This is a genomic window from Pseudomonas sp. GM50, assembly GCF_000282375.1.
Taxonomy (GTDB): domain Bacteria; phylum Pseudomonadota; class Gammaproteobacteria; order Pseudomonadales; family Pseudomonadaceae; genus Aquipseudomonas.
Genome location: NZ_AKJK01000084.1, coordinates 80,156 through 96,162, shown reverse-complemented (window position 1 = coordinate 96,162; position 16,007 = coordinate 80,156). Strand labels below are relative to the sequence as shown.

At 59.1% G+C, this 16,007-nt stretch carries 16 protein-coding genes; 9 read left to right on the top strand and 7 right to left on the bottom strand.

Annotated features, from left to right (window positions below):
• Window positions 1-79 precede the first annotated feature (79 nt).
• Together PMI30_RS09230 and PMI30_RS09235 are read right to left on the bottom strand one after the other, a co-directional pair.
• Entirely contained in the window at window positions 80-1,399 is a 1,320-nt protein-coding gene (locus PMI30_RS09230; protein WP_008011895.1) for an ATP-binding protein, read from the bottom strand.
• Window positions 1,396-2,136: a response regulator gene (locus tag PMI30_RS09235; protein WP_008011892.1), complete on the bottom strand. Its 741-nt coding sequence runs from the start codon at window positions 2,134-2,136 to the stop codon at window positions 1,396-1,398. The genes PMI30_RS09230 and PMI30_RS09235 overlap by 4 nt, the downstream gene beginning before the upstream one ends.
• A 304-nt stretch (window positions 2,137-2,440) precedes the next feature.
• Here PMI30_RS09235 and PMI30_RS09240 point away from each other — a divergent pair, with 304 nt between their 5' ends.
• From PMI30_RS09240 to PMI30_RS09260, 5 genes are all read left to right on the top strand, one after another.
• Window positions 2,441-2,704, top strand: a complete 264-nt coding sequence (locus PMI30_RS09240) for a DUF2790 domain-containing protein (protein ID WP_008011891.1) — start codon at window positions 2,441-2,443, stop codon at window positions 2,702-2,704.
• Window positions 2,705-2,752: 48 nt separating this feature from the next.
• Window positions 2,753-2,983, top strand: coding sequence for a hypothetical protein (locus PMI30_RS09245; RefSeq protein ID WP_008011889.1), 231 nt, complete (start codon window positions 2,753-2,755; stop codon window positions 2,981-2,983).
• 225 nt (window positions 2,984-3,208) lie between these two features.
• The gene (locus PMI30_RS09250) at window positions 3,209-4,420 is read left to right on the top strand and encodes a cytochrome c biogenesis protein DipZ (protein WP_008011887.1); all 1,212 of its coding nucleotides are present in this window, start codon (window positions 3,209-3,211) and stop codon (window positions 4,418-4,420) included.
• A gap of 188 nt (window positions 4,421-4,608) precedes the next feature.
• Window positions 4,609-4,881 (top strand): DUF4242 domain-containing protein, encoded by a 273-nt coding sequence (locus PMI30_RS09255; RefSeq protein ID WP_008011886.1) that lies wholly within the window; start codon window positions 4,609-4,611, stop codon window positions 4,879-4,881.
• 37 nt (window positions 4,882-4,918) lie between these two features.
• On the top strand, window positions 4,919-5,731 hold the full coding sequence (locus PMI30_RS09260; RefSeq protein ID WP_008011885.1) for a class I SAM-dependent methyltransferase: 813 nt from the start codon (window positions 4,919-4,921) through the stop codon (window positions 5,729-5,731).
• A gap of 174 nt (window positions 5,732-5,905) precedes the next feature.
• Here PMI30_RS09260 and PMI30_RS09265 read toward each other — a convergent pair whose 3' ends face one another.
• The 4 genes from PMI30_RS09265 to PMI30_RS09280 form a co-directional block, all read right to left on the bottom strand.
• Entirely contained in the window at window positions 5,906-6,832 is a 927-nt protein-coding gene (locus PMI30_RS09265) for a universal stress protein (protein WP_008011884.1), read from the bottom strand.
• Window positions 6,833-7,149: 317 nt separating this feature from the next.
• Entirely contained in the window at window positions 7,150-7,536 is a 387-nt protein-coding gene (locus tag PMI30_RS09270; RefSeq protein ID WP_008011883.1) for a DUF488 domain-containing protein, read from the bottom strand.
• A gap of 11 nt (window positions 7,537-7,547) precedes the next feature.
• Complete coding sequence (gene pcsA / locus PMI30_RS09275; protein WP_032835764.1) at window positions 7,548-8,270, bottom strand: phosphatidylcholine synthase; 723 nt, start codon at window positions 8,268-8,270, stop codon at window positions 7,548-7,550.
• A 218-nt stretch (window positions 8,271-8,488) separates the two neighbouring features.
• On the bottom strand, window positions 8,489-8,854 hold the full coding sequence (locus PMI30_RS09280; RefSeq protein ID WP_008011881.1) for a VOC family protein: 366 nt from the start codon (window positions 8,852-8,854) through the stop codon (window positions 8,489-8,491).
• A gap of 173 nt (window positions 8,855-9,027) precedes the next feature.
• On the opposite strand from PMI30_RS09280, the gene PMI30_RS09285 reads away from it, so the two are divergent.
• Window positions 9,028-9,750, top strand: a complete 723-nt coding sequence (locus PMI30_RS09285; RefSeq protein ID WP_238542007.1) for a tellurite resistance TerB family protein — start codon at window positions 9,028-9,030, stop codon at window positions 9,748-9,750.
• 8 nt (window positions 9,751-9,758) lie between these two features.
• Here the strand turns inward: PMI30_RS09285 and PMI30_RS09290 are convergent, their stop codons facing one another.
• On the bottom strand, window positions 9,759-10,211 hold the full coding sequence (locus PMI30_RS09290; protein WP_032835763.1) for a cupin domain-containing protein: 453 nt from the start codon (window positions 10,209-10,211) through the stop codon (window positions 9,759-9,761).
• Window positions 10,212-10,837: 626 nt separating this feature from the next.
• Between PMI30_RS09290 and PMI30_RS09295 the strand changes: the two genes are divergently transcribed.
• From PMI30_RS09295 to PMI30_RS09305, 3 genes are all read left to right on the top strand, one after another.
• Window positions 10,838-11,887 (top strand): hypothetical protein, encoded by a 1,050-nt coding sequence (locus PMI30_RS09295; RefSeq protein WP_008011875.1) that lies wholly within the window; start codon window positions 10,838-10,840, stop codon window positions 11,885-11,887.
• A 177-nt stretch (window positions 11,888-12,064) separates the two neighbouring features.
• A complete protein-coding gene (locus tag PMI30_RS09300; RefSeq protein WP_032835762.1) occupies window positions 12,065-14,110 on the top strand; it encodes an iron-containing redox enzyme family protein in 2,046 nt (681 codons plus the stop codon).
• Entirely contained in the window at window positions 14,107-15,948 is a 1,842-nt protein-coding gene (locus PMI30_RS09305; protein WP_008011869.1) for a carbamoyltransferase family protein, read from the top strand. The genes PMI30_RS09300 and PMI30_RS09305 overlap by 4 nt, the downstream gene beginning before the upstream one ends.
• Window positions 15,949-16,007: the final 59 nt, after the last annotated feature.

Here is a 16,007-nt window from a genome sequence, read left to right as displayed (position 1 = left end):
CGAGGCTTGCCCGCGAAGGCGGAGTGTCAGTCAACATCAATGTTGGATGTGCTGGCCTCTTCGCGGGCAAGCCTCGCTCCTACAATGATGCAGTCTGAGCTGGTAACCTGAGCTCCGCACACAACCCACCGCCTTCGCGATTACTCAATTTCAATGACCCGCCAATCGCGATGGCCAACTGCTGGGCAATCGCCAAGCCCAAACCGGTCCCTCCCGTACTGCGATTGCGCGAATTCTCCACGCGGTAGAACGGCTCCATCACCTGCGCCAATTGCTCTTCGGCAATCCCCGGCCCACGGTCCATCACTTTCACCGACAAGCCGCCATCAGCCTGCGTTTCCACCCACAACTCTGCCGCGCCGGTGAATTTCAGCGCGTTGTCTATCAGGTTCACCAGCACTCGTCGCAAGGCATGCGGCCGGGTGTTGATCACGGCTGCGCTTTTGCCGTCGAGTTGCACGTCTTTGCCCATGTCCTGATAGTCGAACACCAGGCTGTCGAGGAACGAATCCAGATCAGTACGGCGACTTTCCTCGGTGGCCCCATGAATGCTGCGGGCATAGGCCACGCCTTCGCGCACCAGGTGTTCCATCTCGCCGAGGTCGTTCCACAGTTTGTCTTTCTCGCTGGAGTCATCCATGAACTCGGCGCGCAGTTTCATGCGGGTGATCGGGGTTTGCAGGTCGTGGGAAATTGCCGCCAACAGTTGCATGCGTTCCTTGAGATAAGCCGCAATGCGCGCCTGCATCGCATTGAATGCCCGCGCAGCGTAGGCGACTTCGGTCGGGCCTTTTTCGTCCAGGTGCACGGCATGGGTGTTGGGGTCGAGGGTTTCCACCGCTTGGGCGAGGCGGGTGAGCGGGCGGATGGCGACTCTCACGGCCAGCCAGGTGCAGGTGATCATCAATGCCAGTTGCCCCAACAATACCGCCGGCAACCACGGCGACAACGGCACCATCGACGGCCGTACATCAATGGTGACAGGGCTGCCGTCCTTCAGTTTCAGGTGGGCCTGGAAGTGTTTTTTCGGGCCGGGGATGTCGGTAAAGGTCAGCGGGTAATCATGGCCGATGGCGTCCTGAATCGAGATCGCTGCAATCGGCACATCGCTGGCTGCCATCGGCGTCCCCGGCGAGCCTTCATTCAACAGATAGCCATAGTTGGCACGTTCCAGACGCTGCAACCAGTTCGGGCGTTCGTCGGCGGGCAAACGGTCGAGGATGGCGAGGGAGGTCGAAACATCGGTTTCCAGATTGCCCAACATCGTATTTTTCGCACTTTCGTAACGCTCATAGTACTGAGCGCCAAAGGACAGCGCCTGGGCGAGAATCAGGCCGATCAGGAAAATCAGCGACAGCCGCGAGGCCAGTGTGCGGGGCCAGTGCAGCGCAAGATTCATGACGGCGCACCGAGCACTTCCACCGGCAGGGAAAACACATAGCCTTCACTGCGCACGGTCTTGATGTAGGCCGGCTCCCGGGCATCGTCCAGCAGACGCTGGCGCAAGCGGCTAACCAGCAAGTCGATGGAGCGGTCGAACAGATCGGCATCGCGGCCCTGGGTCAGGTTAAGCAACTGGTCACGATTGAGCACCCGCTGAGGATGATCGAGGAACACCCGCAGCAGGCGATATTCCGCGCCGCTGAGGGCGACCATGGTGCCGTCCTGATCCAGCAGATGCCGGGCCGAGGTGTCCAGGCGCCAGCGACCGAATGCCAGCAGACGACCGCTTTCGGTGATCACCAGGTTCGGTGGCAGCATCCGCGTGCGTCGTAGCACTGCGTTGATGCGGGCGAGCAATTCACGGGCGGCGAACGGTTTGACCAGGTAATCGTCGGCGCCCATTTCCAGGCCGATGATGCGGTCGGTTTCATCGTTGCGAGCGGTAAGCATCAGCACCGGCGTGGCTTTGTGTTTGCCTGCGCGCAACTCGCGGCAGAGGACCAGGCCATCGTCGCCCGGCATCATGATGTCGAGCACGATCAAGTCCACCGGCGTGGACTCCAGAAACGAGCGCATCTGCCGTCCATCCGCGACTACGGTGGTGCGCAGGCCGTTCTTCTTCAGGTAGTTGCCTACCAGTTCCCGGATCTCGCGGTCATCGTCCACGATGAGAATGTGATCGACGTGTTCCATGGTGACCAAGCCTCTTGAATGGGAGTTGTCGCGCAGTCTATCGAGCCTTGGCCCGCTCGCCTGCCGCCGTTTGTATTGCAGTGTATCTGGCGTATCAGCAGATACACGGGGACGCAAAAACAGCTGATTTCAGGGGTTTTGTATCGCTGTGTATCGCAGGCCTGCGCTGATACACAGCGATTTACCTGCGCCTGTTCTCGACACAGACGGGATACCTCGCGGGTTTCAAATAGGTTCCATCGAGGCAAACCCAACCGCCTCGGCTCAATCAACGATTGACCTATTGAAGCCCAGAGGACCCATCATGAATACCAAAGCCGTGTACGCCGCCTGCCTGTTTGCCGCCCTGAACATCTGCACCTTGTCGGCCCGGGCCGAAGCCGATGTCACCGCTCAAACCTACACCTACGGCACGCACCTGGACATCCAGAAAGTGCTGTCGATGAAACAGGACGCCACGCCATCTTGCGGGATTGTGAATGCGCGGATGACCTACCTGGATTCCCAAGGCAAAACCCAAGTCCTGGATTACAGCAAATTCGCGGATGGCTGCAACGAAGGCAACTGAATCCTTCGACTACCCATTGCCCATCCGCTTTGAAACAGGAAGAACATCATGAACAACATCACCCGCTTTTTCACCGCCATCGTTTTCTCCGTAGCCGGCGCCGCTGCCCATGCCAACGCTGCGGTAGAACAGAATAGCTGTGGCAGCAGCACCTGCTTCCAACTGACTCCGCTGCTGGCTGAGGATGGTTCCAGCCGCACGCCGCAAGGGCATTTGGTTGCAGAGAACGGCTACAGCCGGACGCCACAGGGCCAGCAGCTGGAAAACCAGACGGCTTGAAGCCAGGCACTGTTCCCATGAACTCAACATTTCTAGTGTGGGAGCGAGCCTTTGTGGCGAGGGGGCTTGCCCCCGTTGGGGCGCGAAGCACCCCTGAAATCAGCCACCGCGATCTTGAATTAGAAAGCAGTGACCGGTTCACGACTGCTTCGCAGTCGAACGGGGGCAAGCCCCTTCGCCACAAAGGCTCGCTCCCACATGGACTCGTACTTTCAAGGTGATCCCATGCTCCTCATCGCATTCCTGGGCGGCATTTTGACCGTCCTCAGCCCCTGCATCCTCCCGGTCGTACCGTTTCTGTTTGCCGGGGTTAAACGTACGCGCTCCTCGATCCTGCTCACCCTCGGCGGCATGGCCCTGACCTTCGCCCTGATCTCCAGCCTGGCTGTGGTCAGCAGCGATTGGGTGGTGCAAGCCAACTACACCGGCCGCCATGTGGCGCTGATCGTGATGGTGCTGTTCGCGCTGTCGCTGATCTCCGCCCGCATTGGTGGCTGGCTGGCGCGCCCGTTCGTGCTGCTGGGCAATCGCCTTGATCCCAACACTCGCAAAATGTCTGGCCCGTTAGGCTCGGTGATGATCGGCGTCGCCACCGGTCTGCTCTGGGCGCCGTGTGCCGGGCCGATCCTCGGGGTGATCCTCACCGGCGCCATGCTGCAAGGCGCCAACGCTCAGACCAGTCTTTTGCTGGTGGCTTACGGCCTGGGCAGCGCGTTGTCCCTGGGCACTTTGATCTTCGCCGGTCGCGGCCTGGTCAATCGCTTGAAACCGTCGATTCCGCTCACTGGCTGGCTGCGTCGCGGCACGGGGGCTGCGGTGTTGGTTGCCGCAGCGGTCATCTCCACGGGTGCCGACAACAAGTTGCTCGCCAGCACCTCATCCGAAGGCGTCACCACGGTTGAACAACGCGTGCTGGAAACCGTACCGAAAGTGGTCGATTACTTCGTCAGCAAGGTCAAGGCCGACTCGACCATGGACGCGGCCAAAGGCGCGATGCCGTCACTCTCTGGCGCGGTCGAATGGCTCAACTCGCCAGCGCTGAGCAACGATTCCCTGCGCGGCAAAGTGGTACTGGTGGACTTCTGGACGTACGACTGCATCAACTGCCAGCACACCTTGCCCTACGTGAAGGACTGGGAGAAGAAATACGAGAAGGACGGCCTGGTTGTGATCGGCGTGCACACTCCGGAATACGGCTACGAGCGCATCATCGACAACGTCCGCGACCAGGTGAAAAAACTCGGCATCACCTACCCGGTGGCGATCGACAACAACTACGCGATCTGGCGCGCCTTCAATAACCAATACTGGCCCGCTCACTACCTGATCGACGCCAAGGGGCAGGTGCGTTACACCCACTTTGGTGAGGGACGGTACGAGACTCAGGAGCAGATGATTCGGCAACTGCTGGAAGAGGCCAAAACGCCTGCCGCTTAACTCGTTTTCGGCGACGCAAGCCAATCTGTTAATGCGGCGTTACAGATAGGCGACCATGCATCGGAGAATGCCATATTTCGTGAGTTCTCCGGACGATCGGCAGGACGCCGGCGTATCCGGGAGCGATAGTTTGTGGACGACGGGATCACTGCCGACCCTGTCATCACCATCAAGAAAAGGAAGTTGCCATGCCTAAATACATTATTGAACGCGAGCTTCCGGGTGCCGGTGGACTGCCGCAACAGGAGCTCAAAGCGATCTCGCAAAAATCCTGCGATGTGTTGCGCGAGATGGGACCGGAGGTGCAGTGGCTGGAGAGTTACATCACTGGCGACAAGATCTACTGCGTGTACATCGCGCCGAACGAGGGACTCATCAGGGAGCACGCCCAAAAGGGTGAATTTCCCATCACCAGCGTTTCCCAGGTCATGAACATCATCGATCCCACCACGGCGGAGTGAGCCGGGACGCGTTCAAACCCGCAACGGAGCAGACTCCATGAGTACCCCCATTGACCTCACTGCCCTGAAAAATCGTCAAATGGCCTCGTGGGCCAGCGGCGACTACGCCGTGATCGGTACCACCTTACAAATCGTCGGCGAACAACTGGCCGAAGCTTGCGACTTGCTCTGTGATGAGCAGGTGCTGGACGTCGCCGCCGGCAACGGTAATGCAACGCTCGCCGCCGCGCGCCGGGGCTGCAAGGTCACGTCCACTGACTATGTGGCCAAGTTGCTTGAACGCGGCGAAGACCGCGCACGGGCGGAACACCTGGACGTGACTTTTCAGGTGGCCGATGCCGAGGACTTGCCGTTCGAGGACGCCAGTTTCGATGCCGTGCTTTCGACCTTTGGTGTGATGTTTACGCCGGATCAGCCCAAGGCTGCAGCGGAACTGGCGCGGGTGTGCCGTCCTGGCGGGCGGATCGGCCTTGCCAACTGGACGCCTGAGGGCTACATCGGCCAGGTGTTCAAGACCCTGGGCCGCCACATGCCGCCACCGCCAGGCGCGCAACCCCCTTCGAACTGGGGCACCGAAGCCTGGTTGAACTCGCACTTCGACCAGCGCGATTTCCAGCTCCAGGTGACACGGCGATTGTTCAACTTCCGCTATCGCTCGGCCGCGCACTGGATCGACACCTTCCGTACCTGGTATGGGCCGGTTCACAAGGCCTTTGCGACCCTGCCACCCGAAGAGGGCACGGCCCTGGAAAACGAACTGACCGAACTGCTGAATCGCCTGAACCGAGCGGGGGAACGGTCGCTGGTGGTGCCCAGTGAATACCTGGAGGTGGTGATTACACGGCGTTGAAACGACAACACAAATCCCCTGTGGGAGCGAGCTCTGTGGCGAGGGGGCTTGCCCCCGTTGGGTCGCGAAGCGGCCCTAAAAGCTTTGCGACTGCTTCGCAGCCGAACGGGGGCAAGCCCCCTCGCCACAGAAGCTCGCTCCCACAAGGGGGATGTGCCAAATCTGGCCCGCCCCTCACTCATCCAACCGCTCGGTATAGACCACCCATACACTGCACGGCATTTTGTACAGCAGATGCTCTACCGTGCTGCCGATCAACCGGCCCATGCCGCGATGGCCGACCCGGCCCATGACAATCACATCAACGTCATAGGTATCGGCATAGCGGGTCAGCACTTTGGTCGGGCTGCCCATGATCATGTGCCGTTGCTCCGGCGCGATGCCGTTGCGCGCGGCCAATTCGTTGAAGGCATCCTCCTGGAAGTCGAACAGGGTCTTGGCCTTGTCCGAAGCAAAAAACGCCGAACCGTTCTCGAAGCTGAACTCGTCCGAGCTGATGGACGAAAGGTCATAGGCGTAGACCACGTCGAGCTCGGCATTGCAGGCGCTCGCCAGTTTTGACGCTTCGTGCAGAATCCGGTCATTGAAGGTTTTGTAGTGATCGTCACGATGGAACGGATCGACCGCGGCGACAATCTTGCGCGGCAACGCATGAATGGCATGGCTGACGAAGTGCAGCGGCACCGGGCATTCGCGCAGCAAATGCACGTCGAGAGGGGTAAACACCAGCCGCGACAGCCGTGATTGATGCTCCAGCGCCTTGATCAGCACATCCATCGGCTGCTCTTTGAGGTGAGTCAGGATTTCCTCCAGCGGATTTTCGACCCAAGTCACCTCCGTGGTGACGTGCACACCGATCTTGCGCAGGGGCCGGGCCTGTTCCTCAAGCCATTGGCGGTGGCGCTCGACATAGCCCAGACGCATCTGCTCCAGGGCCTTTTCGTTGACCAAGCCGGCGGTCGCCAGACCCTCCAGATAGTCGAAAGCCACGATGTGCAAGGCCGCATCCTCAGCCTTGGCCAGCGCTGCGGCCCGGTCGAAGGCGGGGCTGTGTTCCATCAGGGGCGAGGCGACCAGCATGAAACGTGCTTGACCAGACATGACAAACCTCCCGTGGGTAAACGAGCAGATGACGGTCCCCCTGGAGCTGCGATGGGGAAGCGTCTGTGCGCCCGACGTGTGGTCATTCGATAGCCATTCAATCCTCTAAGTATTGACCATGATCAACCTCTCGTCCGCAAGGCAGCTTCGGGCTGAAGTTCGTGCTGCATTCAAGTGCAGAGGTGTCACACCGAAGTTCAATTGTGGGAGCGAGCCTGCTCGCGATGGCGGTGTGTCAGGCAACATTGATGCTGAATGGGCTGGCCTCTTCGCGGGCAAGCCTCGCTCCTACAGGGGATTTGTGGTGTTTTCTTTATCTAGATAACCTTCGCGCCCCGTGCCTCCAGCAATTCCCGTAATACGGAACGGTGGCAGTGCGCCTCGTCCTCGCAATAACACCCCACGGCCAGAGACGTTTGATGGGAGAGGGCGGCCAGCAGGTCGAGCAGCTGACTGGGTGCGGGATGGTTCATCTCGGCCTTGAACTTGCGCTTGAAAGCATCCCAGGCTTTGGCATTTTCAGCCGCTTTGGCTTCAGCCACCAACTCGGGGCTGGGGGACAGCAGCGGCTGCCACACGTCGTAAAAATCCCGGCTGGCAAATTCGGCCTTCGGTACACCGCGGGGCGGGCGGCGTACCGTGCCCAGGCGCAGGCCTTCATTCGCGGTGCGGGGTGAGCCGAGTTGCACGATGTGGATCGGCATGATCGCAGTGCCTATTTGAGCCGCGAGCCGTCGAACCACTCCAACGCTGTGCGCCAGAAGCAGATCCCCAGGAAGTACGCCGACATCAGCAGCCACAAGCCCATCACCAGCGGATTGATGACCGGGTGGTTGACCACCAGCGACAAGCTGCACAGCAGCCAGACGGCCGTCACGGCAATGTTGATCGGCATGAACCGGCGTACGCGGAACGGGTGCAGGAATTTCATTCGGGTCACGGTCAGCAGCGCCAGGCCAATGACGGTGAGCAAGGTGATCCATGGCGATGGGTCGATGATGTACAGGCACAGCGCAACCACGTTCCATGCGGCGGGGAAGCCCTGGAAGTAGTTGTCCTTGCTCTTCATATTGACGTTGCAGAAGCAAAACAGCGACGACACCAGAATCAGCGACACGGTCAGCAGCAGGGTGTAGTCCGGCAACGGGATGTAGCGGTAGATGAACAGTGCCGGGATAAACACGTAGGTCAGGTAGTCGATCACCAGATCGAGGATCGAACCGTCGAAACTCGGTAGCACCGACTGTACATTGACCTTGCGCGCCAACGCGCCGTCCAGCCCGTCGACGATCAGCGCCACGCCCAGCCACAGCAGGCAATTGGTGGGCTGGTTCTCCAACAAGGCGAGGGTCGCGAGGAAGGCTGTGACCACGCCAGTGGCGGTAAAACCATGGGCGCCCCATGCTTTGAGCCTGGCAATGTGTACAGTGGATATCACGGGGGCGTTCTCCAGAAAGTGAAGCAAGCCAGTTATCACCCCCTTGTTGAGGGCGTCGGCAAACCGGGTCGGGTTGCAGGTATCGACCGGATTTTCGGGAATAAGGTTCACCACCTATGAATCTTAGCCGCCGGGCAAAAAAATACCCCGGAAATATCCGGGGCAAGAATTAAAGCACTGTACGCCTGTGCCGGTCCGATGCCGGGATGGACGTCAGCTCATGAGGGGTGGAACACGCGCAGCCGATGGTTATCCGGGTCAAGTGCGACGAAGGTGCGACCGAAGTCGAGTTCTGTCGGCGGTTGGGCCATGGTCAGCCCGAGCGCGCTCCAATCGGCAAACAGTGCGTCGACCTGCTCGGCGGACTCAACCGGGAACGCCAGCTCGGTCCCGCCGCCCGTCGCTTGCGCTGCCGGTTCGGCGGTATGCCGTGACCAGAGCCCCAGTTTGTAGCCGCCCTCCAGCACAAACAGCGCGAAGGTTGGCGACTCTTCCACGGGCTTGCGCTCCAGCAGAAACTCATAGAACCGTGCACTCACGGCGGGGTTTTCCACGAAAAGCAAAATATAACGGGGAGTGATCATAGGGCTGCTCCATTCAAGGTGGGCGCAGCATAAAAGGAGGCGGTGTCAGTTTCTGTCAGGAGTGTGAAGGGCAAGAGCAACACCCAAGACGTCAGCCAGACGGAGTTGGCGGAATGTCTGGCGAGGACTATCGTTGCTTGACTGAGTTTCTGCCCATTAATGAGGACCTCGTCATGAACACCAGCGATTTGCTTGAGCAATTACTGCGGGCCGGCCGGGGCTCGCAGGCGCAACAAAGTGGCGGCGCGGCGTCAGCTCAAGGAGGTTTGGGTGATCTTGGCGGGTTGCTTGGTGGTCTGTTAGGGCGTGGCGGGGGGGCCGGTGCGGGCGGCGGAGGCTTGGGTGGATTGCTCGGTGGTCTGCTGGGTGGCGGATCACCCATGGGCGGTTCGACGCAAACGCGCTCGGGCGGCACCAACTACGCGGCATTGGCTTCTTTGGGGATGATGGCGTTCCAGGCGTATCAGGCCTGGCAACGCAGCCAGGCCTCGGCACCGCAACAGGCACCGCGCACCGTTGACTTGTTGTCTGGCCCGGAAATCGAAGACCACAGCCACGCCATCCTTCGTGCCTTGATCGCCGCCGCCAAGGCCGATGGCCGCATCGATGATGCCGAGAAACAAATGATCAGCACCGAAATCGGCCGCCACACCGACGACCCGCAACTGCAGCAATGGCTCGATGACGAAGTCGCCCGACCGCTGGATGCCGCCGATGTGGCGCAGTCCGCCCAAGACCCGGGCATGGCCGCCGAGATGTACCTGGCCAGCGTGATGTTGGTGGACGATCAGCAGGACGCCGAACGCAACTATCTGGATGAACTGGCTGCGGCGTTGAAGATCGATCCAGAGTTGCAGCTGCACCTGGAGCAACAGGCCAAGGGTGGTGCTGCCTGAACGTTCCCCTACGCGTGTTCTGGTGATTTCGGTAGCAGAAACGTAACCCCGAAGCCTTCAGATATCTTCAGTATCCGAGGCAGGTCTTCGGGCACTTTGAGCTGATCCAGCGCTGCAAAGAACTGACCGCCGCGTGGATCGGAAACCACGCCAATGATTTTCGCGGTGGGGCTGATGTTCTTGTAGGCATGGATCGACCCGGCGGGGATGTGCACGTAGCCGCCGGTCGAGACGGTAGTGGATTGCCCCTCGACAGTCACTTCAACCTGCCCGTCAATGACATAGAACGCTTCGTCCCAAGGGTGAAAGTGCAGCGGTGGCCCTCCACCTTGCACACCTTCCTGGATGTGCATTTCAAAGGGTTTGGTCAGATCGCCGCCGGCAAGAATAGTGATCGTCTCTCCAACAACTTTGACCGGCGCGGGCGTTTTCCCGGCTTCGATGATGTGAACCGTGCGCATGATTGCTCTCCGAGGCATGAGTCCCCCTCCGCTGAGTATATTCACTGTGCCGCCAGTAAGTGCCGCAACACCGGTCCGTCTGTCCGGGCCATTTCAATGTCAATATTAGTGCTGTCATTTAATTGGCATGAGTGACCGGGCACTCATAGGGTTTGTTTGATTTGCTCGCCCTTTCATGAATGTTTTTCCCCGTGGAAGAAATGCAGGTACTTTCATTTGACATTCTGGATCCAATGTCTAGACTCGATCGCATGACTCCTCCCTGAGGGGCTGAAAAGTATAAAAGGTAAAGGGACGATACAATGCATGGAAGCTCTCCGCGTCACCGTATTGCGGTATGCAATACCTTCATATTTCACCTCGCAACAGCCATCACTGAATTTTCCGCCCCGTCTCATCGCGATGTGAATTTTATCGCTCGCATACGATTTTAGTTAGTTTCGATCTTCATACATGTAATGGTTTTGGTTAGTAATAACCAAAACTTATCGTGTCTGGCTTGCCATGGGTCGATATTGGCAAATTCGCACTTTCGATAAGAATTCGAAAGGGGTGGTGTCATTCGCCTCGAAAAAATTCGGCTGATCAAATGGAATTCTGATTCTCGCTAAAGGAGTGGCTTGGCCATGTTTAAAAGACGCAAGCGTATCGCGCTGGATGATCCCAGTCTGGAGCGTGTGAAGTTGACACCTCAGATGCTCACCTACGATCAATTCGCCAGTCGCAGTCGTTCCCAGTACTTGCCTTATGTGATGGGTTTCAATGCCGCCGACTACCGTTCGGAATCGATCAATACCGATCGGCTCGGATTTCGCCTGGCCCATGATGCGCAAGGCCGGCCGATCAGTGTCGGCACCCTCGAGGGCAGCGCGCTGTCAGAGGTGAATTTGCTGGTCGGGGCTTCGTCAGCCTTGGGTTACGGGGCTTCCAGCGATGCCGCCTCGGTGGCGAGCCGCCTGTCCACGTATGATCCAGACGATACGCCATGGCTGAATTTTGCGGGTCATACCTTTAATGCGACCCAGGAATTGATGCTGTTCGTGCTGCATGCCCATCGACTGCCCAAAGTGCGACGCATCGTGATCATGGGTGGCTTCAACACTCTGGTCATGGCGCGTCTTCCTGAGTTCATTCGAGGTGATCTGCCGCCGTTCTACTTCTGCGGTGACTACTACGAAAAGTTTGATGAAATTGCTGAGGAGAATGGCGCAGAACTGCCGCCTGGCAAACTTCCAAAGTGGCCAGCCGAAACGACCGAGGTGCCGCCGATTTCGCAAACTCTGGTGCGCGCTCTAAAAGACACCATGAATTGTCTGACTACTTGGAAACGACTCGCGGAATCTTTGGGGGCGGAACTTACGTTCGTTCTCCAGCCCTTGGCGACTTGGGTAAGAACGCCGTGCGCCGAAGAGCAGAAATTGTTCGATGAGCTTGATCGGATTTCCCGGTTTGGTACTTGGCAGCATTTGTATGGCGATATATCCGCGCCTGCTGTCGCGGAATATTACGCTGATAGTTTGGCCAATAGTTGTCATGACTTGGGTATTCGATTTGCCAGTCTGATCGATGATTTTAGAGAACGTCCGGCCGATGAATGGTTGTACGTTGATCGTGCGCACTTTACCGACCTTGGCAGTGATGTCGTAGCACACGCCATTCATCGATACCTGCAATGAAAGTTTAGGAGGCTCTATGTTCCAGCGAATTCGCAAGGCACTTGGTTCTTTGTTCAAGAAAAAGAAAAAAGCCAAGAAGAAAAACAATTCCTCCATCTATCCAATGCACTGATGAAGACTAATAGGCAAATCTTTTCCAGTTTCCTCGGGGCAGAGACCGGGGGAGAGGCCAGGCGCATGTTCACGCCGGTCACCCTGCGCACTTGCCTGGGTGCGGTGCATGGCACGGAGCTGGCAGACGTCGACTTCACCAGCGCGCCGGCCTTGGCAGGGCTGGCGAGCGTTGCATGCGAACGGCTTGGGCCATTGCGCGACGGATTCCGACGGTTGGCACAGGCAATCGAAACGAACGAAGCGGATGCCCAGGCGCTGGGCGCCAAGGCGGCACTGGAGTCGGCTCCCTTTCTGATCGGCAGCCAGCACCTGATTCATGGGCTGTGTGGCAGTTGGAATAATGAAGCGCGCCATGCCATGGCAGCGCTGAGTATCCATGCGGCGGATGTGGGTGCCGGTCAGCCGGGGGCCAGTCGTATCCAGCGCTACCAGGAATTGCTGCGTCAGCATGCGCTGGCAGATGCTGGCGAAGATCTCCTGCGAGCGGTGGCCGACCCAAGGATCTCGGACGGGGCCTTCAACGTGGCCTCGACGCTGGTCGTACTGGGGCATTTCCCGGAGTCGCTGACGGCCCAGATCCTGGGGGTCAACCTTTACCTGCGCCATTGCGGGCTGCTGCCCGCGTTCGAGTTCATCGCCCGTAATGAGCCGTCCGCACGCCAGTTTCTCGATCTGCGTCGCGACCCCGCCGGTAGTGCCGATGATCTCGCCGTGCTCGCTGAAGTGGCCGTCCGGGAATTTCTCGTGCACATAGGAGCGGCCGGAAACGATGGGGTGCGCCAAGGCTACCTGTGGGCGCGCCGGCAGGTCGAGGAGATGAACGAAGCGCTGCTCAATCTGCTTGAGCGCTGGCTCGATCCGAGAGAGGCGGCATGTCACCTGATCAGCCGACGTCGGCTGGATGCTTGCCAATACCATGACAAGACACGGCTGAATAAGGTGCCGATGAAGCCCTTGCTCGCGGTCGACGACTCGTTGAAGTTCCTCGACCATCTTGCCGCCAGCGCCTACGTGCGGGCGGGCAAGCCGGAATCGAGTCCACTGCTGACCAACCTGATTTCGCCGCGGGGCAAGATGTTCCGGATCTTCAGTCGCGACGATATCGCCATTCTTCACCGCTGGATCTCCAGCTTGCCTTACTCCGATGCGCCCATGCAGCCCCCGGCTTTCCAGGTATGGAAAGACGACGGCAGACTCGCCGGGAGTCTTCGCGAGAATGCTGAAACCCAAGCGTTGGTCGCCAGATTCAGCCCACGAGAGGCTTACCCGCGCCTGTTGCGTATGGAGCTCACGCCGTCAGAGGAATCCTTTGCCGGTCGCTACGTGAAGAGCTGGTTGGCCAGGGCCGCCCGTGGCGTCGCCAAGGGGCGTTGCTCGTTGCCAGAGCATTGGGCGCCCGGTGTCCTGCAGCAGTGGTTGCAGGGCCAGCATGAAGCGTCCAACCAGGCACTGGAACAGAACGAAGAGTTGCCGTCTCGCGATGAGGTGGTCGCCGATATCCTGTCCTTGGCGCCATTGACAATGATCGACGGGGCTTGGCTGGCCGGGTTCGCCCATCCGGCGGTAGCCTCCACGGCGTACGGCAGCCGACTGTTTGAAACGCTTTACGATGAGTTGGGCAACGGAATCGAGGCGCAGAACCATCCCGTCATCTACCGCCATCTGCTCAAGGCAGTGCATGGCGAGTTGCCGGCCACCGCCGACCCTGGATACGCCAACGCAGCTTGCTTCAACGACGAGGACTTCGAGCTGCCCGTGTTCTGGTTGTCCATCGGACGATATCCCCAAACTTACTGCCCGGAGATTCTCGGGCTGAACCTGGCGATGGAGCTATCCGGTGTAGGTGGCGGTTATCGGCGTACCCACAAGGCGTTGGTCGCCTACGGCTATCCGACGATGTTCGTCGATCTGCACAACTCCATCGACAACATCTCTACCGGGCATACCGCATGGGCTGCCGCGAGTCTGGATACCTACCTTTGCGCATTTTCTAGAAGTGACCGTGATGAACTTTGGGCGCGCGTGCGTAATGGATTCGTCGCGCTCAATCCACCCAGGGAGCAAACAATGCTGGATAAGTTTCGCGAAAAAGTGAGGTCGCTGCTATGACGATAACGCTTGGCATCTCTGCCTTTTATCACGACAGCGCGGCCACTCTGGTTGTGGACGGCAAGATCGTCGCCGCCGCCCAGGAAGAGCGTTTCAGCCGGATCCGACATGACCCGGGTTTTCCATGCAGGGCCATTGAGTACGTGCTGAAGTACGCAGGTATAAACCTGGCCGATGTCGACCATGTTGCCTATTACGAAGACCCGGCGCTCAAGTTCCGTCGGGTGCTCTCGACGGCTGCCGTGGCCGGGTTTTCGGCAGCGCGCACCTATGCACCGGTGCTTGGCGAATGGCTATCGAAAAAACGCCGGATGGACCGTGAGGTCGTGCGTCATCTCGCAGCGATGGGAGACCGGGACGGTCGCCGAATCGAAGTGCATGGCCATCACGAATCCCACGCTGCATCGGCGTTCTTCCCCAGTCCGTTCGAGAGCGCTGCGATCCTGTGTATCGACAGTGTCGGCGAATGGGCGACGACCACTCTCTGGCACGGTAGGCCAGACGGCATCAAACTGGTCGCGGAGTTGTCCTTCCCCCATTCGCTGGGCCTGCTTTACTCGGCCTTCACCTATTTCTGCGGCTTCAAGGTGGACTCCGGCGAATACAAACTGATGGGGCTTGCGCCTTATGGCAAGCCTCACTACGCCGACACGATCCTCTCGCATCTGATCGATGTGAAGCCCGATGGCAGCTTCAGGCTTGACTGGACCAAGTTCGAGTTCATCAAGGGCCAAGTCATGACGGGCGATGCCTTTGAGCAGCTATTCGGTGGCCCCCGGCGCTTGCCCGAGGCACCACTTACCGATCGCGAGTTCGATTTGGCAGCATCGGTGCAGAAAGTCACGGAGATAGTCGTTTCGCGCCTGGCCAAGACCGCCCGCGAGCTCACTGGCGAGACAGCGCTATGCATGGCCGGGGGCGTTGCCCTTAACTGCGTAGCCAACGGAGTGATCTCACGTGAGCGGACGTTCGACCGGCTGTGGGTGCAACCGGCGGCAGGCGATGCGGGTGGCTCGCTGGGCGCCGCGCTGCTGACCGACCGCAAGTATCGCTGGGTAACAAGCCGCGAACTACCGGCTGGCGTTCGTGATGGCATGAGCGGGGCATTGCTCGGGCCGGAGTACAGTGAGGAGCAGATCAGGGACGAACTGGAAGCCTGCGGCGCAGTTTTTCACAAGCTTTCGCAGGAAGAGCTCGACCAGCGGGTGAGCACCAGCATAGAGGCCGGCGGGGTCATCGGCTGGTTCCAGGGTCGAATGGAGTTCGGTCCACGATCACTTGGCAGCCGTTCAATTCTGGGTGATCCGCGTCGCTCGGACACCCAGTCAAACATGAACTTGCGCATCAAGTTTCGCGAGTCCTTCCGACCCTTCGCTCCCGTGGTGCTTGAGGAGAAAGCGGCAGACTACTTCGACATCGTCGAGGAAAGCCCCTACATGCTGGTGGTCTCGCCCATTGCAAAGCACATTCGCAAGGCAATCGCGCAGGAGAATGCGCGGCTTACCGGCATCGACTTGCTCAAGTTGGTGCGTAGCGATCTGCCGGCAATCACCCACGTGGATTTCTCGGCAAGGGTGCAGACCGTGGACCGGGAGCGCAACCCGCGGTTCCGAGCGCTGCTTGAACACTTCTACCAGCGTTCAGGGTGTCCTGTACTGGTCAACACCTCGTTCAACGTGCGCGGTGAGCCCATTGTGAACACGCCGTTCGAAGCTTATCGCTGCTTCATGCGTACCAACATGGATGTGTTGGCGATTGGCGATTTCTACCTCGATAAATCGGAGCAGCCTCAGTTTGAGGAAGCGGTCGACTGGCGCGAGACAGTACCGCTGGATTAACTATTTCATACACTAGGGAAGGTGCACTATGGATTATGTTCTGCTCTACCTGATCCTGC

Coding starts and splice junctions, on each gene's coding strand:
- PMI30_RS09230 (WP_008011895.1), bottom strand. CDS start 1,399: ATGAATCTTGCGCTGCACTGGCCCCGCACACTGGCCTCGCGGCTGTCG.
- PMI30_RS09235 (WP_008011892.1), bottom strand. CDS start 2,136: ATGGAACACGTCGATCACATTCTCATCGTGGACGATGACCGCGAGATC.
- PMI30_RS09240 (WP_008011891.1), top strand. CDS start 2,441: ATGAATACCAAAGCCGTGTACGCCGCCTGCCTGTTTGCCGCCCTGAAC.
- PMI30_RS09245 (WP_008011889.1), top strand. CDS start 2,753: ATGAACAACATCACCCGCTTTTTCACCGCCATCGTTTTCTCCGTAGCC.
- PMI30_RS09250 (WP_008011887.1), top strand. CDS start 3,209: ATGCTCCTCATCGCATTCCTGGGCGGCATTTTGACCGTCCTCAGCCCC.
- PMI30_RS09255 (WP_008011886.1), top strand. CDS start 4,609: ATGCCTAAATACATTATTGAACGCGAGCTTCCGGGTGCCGGTGGACTG.
- PMI30_RS09260 (WP_008011885.1), top strand. CDS start 4,919: ATGAGTACCCCCATTGACCTCACTGCCCTGAAAAATCGTCAAATGGCC.
- PMI30_RS09265 (WP_008011884.1), bottom strand. CDS start 6,832: ATGTCTGGTCAAGCACGTTTCATGCTGGTCGCCTCGCCCCTGATGGAA.
- PMI30_RS09270 (WP_008011883.1), bottom strand. CDS start 7,536: ATGCCGATCCACATCGTGCAACTCGGCTCACCCCGCACCGCGAATGAA.
- PMI30_RS09280 (WP_008011881.1), bottom strand. CDS start 8,854: ATGATCACTCCCCGTTATATTTTGCTTTTCGTGGAAAACCCCGCCGTG.
- PMI30_RS09285 (WP_238542007.1), top strand. CDS start 9,028: ATGAACACCAGCGATTTGCTTGAGCAATTACTGCGGGCCGGCCGGGGC.
- PMI30_RS09290 (WP_032835763.1), bottom strand. CDS start 10,211: ATGCGCACGGTTCACATCATCGAAGCCGGGAAAACGCCCGCGCCGGTC.
- PMI30_RS09295 (WP_008011875.1), top strand. CDS start 10,838: ATGTTTAAAAGACGCAAGCGTATCGCGCTGGATGATCCCAGTCTGGAG.
- PMI30_RS09300 (WP_032835762.1), top strand. CDS start 12,065: ATGTTCACGCCGGTCACCCTGCGCACTTGCCTGGGTGCGGTGCATGGC.
- PMI30_RS09305 (WP_008011869.1), top strand. CDS start 14,107: ATGACGATAACGCTTGGCATCTCTGCCTTTTATCACGACAGCGCGGCC.